Source organism: Pseudomonadales bacterium (genome assembly GCA_013215025.1).
Lineage (GTDB): Bacteria > Pseudomonadota > Gammaproteobacteria > Pseudomonadales > DT-91 > DT-91.
On sequence record JABSRR010000276.1, the window covers coordinates 1 to 2,347 of the forward strand.

Here is a 2,347-nt window from a genome sequence, read left to right on the forward strand (position 1 = left end):
GATAAAGATATTCCGGCAATTGACTGGCTCGCACAATACGCCCCTAACGATGGTATCACTGAAAAAGACCTGCGTTCTCATATGGGAAAAATGCTGTTCAGAAAAGAAGACGTTGAAAAAAATGTCAGCGTCCTTTCCGGAGGTGAAAGAGCCCGCTTAATCATCGCGAAAATGCTCCTTGAAGGCGGCAACGTCCTCGTTCTTGACGAACCGACAAACCACCTTGACCTTGAAGCCATTGAATCTCTCAACTACGCTTTAACACTGGTTGAACAACCAATCATCTTCGTCAGTCATGACCGTGAATTTGTTAACTCACTGGCCACCAGAATTATTGAAATTTCAGATGGTCAAATTACTAACTACCCTGGTAATTTTGATGAATTTGAAGCTTGGAAGTCAAAGAATAAAAAAGGCTGATTTTTCTTAAAGTTTTTCTATTTAATGAAAAATCGATCCCATCGGGTCTGTCGATTTAATAGACTTTAGCTTTAATTCAACTTGCTTGGTATTTTAAAGAGTTCCTTAATAACTTTTCGTTCTCTACATTATTTTGGTAAGTGTAGAACTATTTTGAGGCTTTAAGTTGCTCTTTTTAGCCATTTTCATGTCTAAGCATTAAAGATTATTCATTTATATGTATTAATTGATAATTCTTGAAAGATTGTGTGCAGAACACGTCCAGGTCCATTCAGTTCTAACTTTTTTAATGCCTCTTAGCAGAAATCTCCTTATACCCATTACATGTTTTATATTTGCAAAAGCCCATTCTACTGATGTTGCCCGCCTCTTGTATCTTTCTTCTGCCTCCTCTGTAGCCATCCGTATATATAGATTCTGCCTGTTTTCATCGTACTTATCGACAGTGACTGTTCTTCTTTTCGCATTTCTTGATAAGCATTTTTCTATTAAAGGGCAATCGTCACATTCATAACACATATAATGTTTTTTTACTGAGTTTGATGCCAACCTTAAAGACTTGCCCATTGGGCAGTAATAACAATCTTTTTCTTTATCATAAATAAACGCATCTTTAGTTAGCTTCCCTTTACTATTGGCTGGTAACTTTATATAGTTTTCTCTATCGACTGCCTTAGTTAAATCGCTCCTGAGTACAAAAGAATTATCTTCTTTTTTTCCCGCAGAAGAATAAGAACCAATACCCCTTGAATCTAACTCCTTAAGATTTTCTCCCGTTGCAAAACAGCTGTCAAACAGAACTGCATCAGGCTGATTGCCTGTGATTTCTGTTGTCGCTTCCACTGCCGGAATGACTGCAGTATCTTCGGCTGAAGCTATAGGAACATCAGCTGAAAGAATAACTTTACGTTCTGTATCAACGGCGACCGTTGGAGTATAATTGGGAGCGTACCCTCCTTCTTTATTCTTCATGGTATAACTCTCCGGGTCAGTTAGAGGTACTTTGGATGTAGAGCTTCGGTCTTTTCGTCTATTTTTTGCCTTTATTTTATCTCGTTTTTGGGCTTCTTCTAAAGCCTTCTTAAGCTTGATCTCTTTTTGTTTTAAGCGATTTATATTCTTAAGCAGACTTTCTGTATCTGAAGTGCCCGGATTGTCCAAAGAGTCCTGCAGAGCCATTTCAGCTAAAGCATCAGAAAGGCAGGCAGAAACCTCTTTAGCTTTATTGGATATTGTCTTCGAATCCAGAGTTCCTCTCAGTGCGCTATTAGAGCGAATACGGGTACCATCAACGGCAAGCTCTATATGGTGCTTTCCTTTTAAGGCTTTTAAAGCGAGTTGTTTGAAAAGTTCTTCTATTTCATCTGCAAAATTAACCCGAAAAGCTGAAAATGTACTGTGATCAATGCTGCGGCCAGATAGAAACCACATAAAATCAATTCGCTGGCGAGAAGCTTTCTCAAGTTCTCTGCTACTTCGAATTCTTTCAGTTAAACCATATAAAATACAGCCTGCTATTAATCTGGGGTGAATAGGTGGTTGTCCTTTCTTCAGATTATAAGCTGATTCCCAATTACTCCAATCAAGATCTTTAAGTACACAGTCAAGACGGCGAACTTTATGATCCAAGTCAATCATATCTTCTAGACTGGGAGAGAAAAGCTGTAGTTGCTCTCGATTGTACAAAGGTTGTGACCAGCGGCTCTCTGACAAGTTTCGTCTCCTTTTTTAATTATAGGAGAAATATACAGAGGTAGATTATAGTTAAAAGATGTTAATTTGTTTTTAAAGTATTAAATCGACAGACTCTAATCGGTCCAATCTGTCCTATTATAAAAAATAATTTAAATGAAAGATCAGTCCAATCTGTCTTATAAATACAGATCCGCCCTATCTGAAGTGCCCGGATTGTCCAAAGAGTCCTGCA

The 2,347-nt window shown here is 38.0% G+C and carries 2 protein-coding genes; one reads left to right on the forward strand and one right to left on the reverse strand.

The features are described from left to right. Positions 1–420 (forward strand): ATP-binding cassette domain-containing protein (locus tag HRU21_12835; GenBank protein NRA43175.1); only part of this gene is annotated, 420 nt, incomplete at its 5' end. A gap of 222 nt (positions 421–642) precedes the next feature. On the opposite strand, the gene HRU21_12840 is transcribed toward HRU21_12835, so the two are convergent. Beyond that, entirely contained in the window at positions 643–2,133 is a 1,491-nt protein-coding gene (locus tag HRU21_12840; GenBank protein NRA43176.1) for an IS1182 family transposase, read from the reverse strand. Positions 2,134–2,347: the final 214 nt, after the last annotated feature.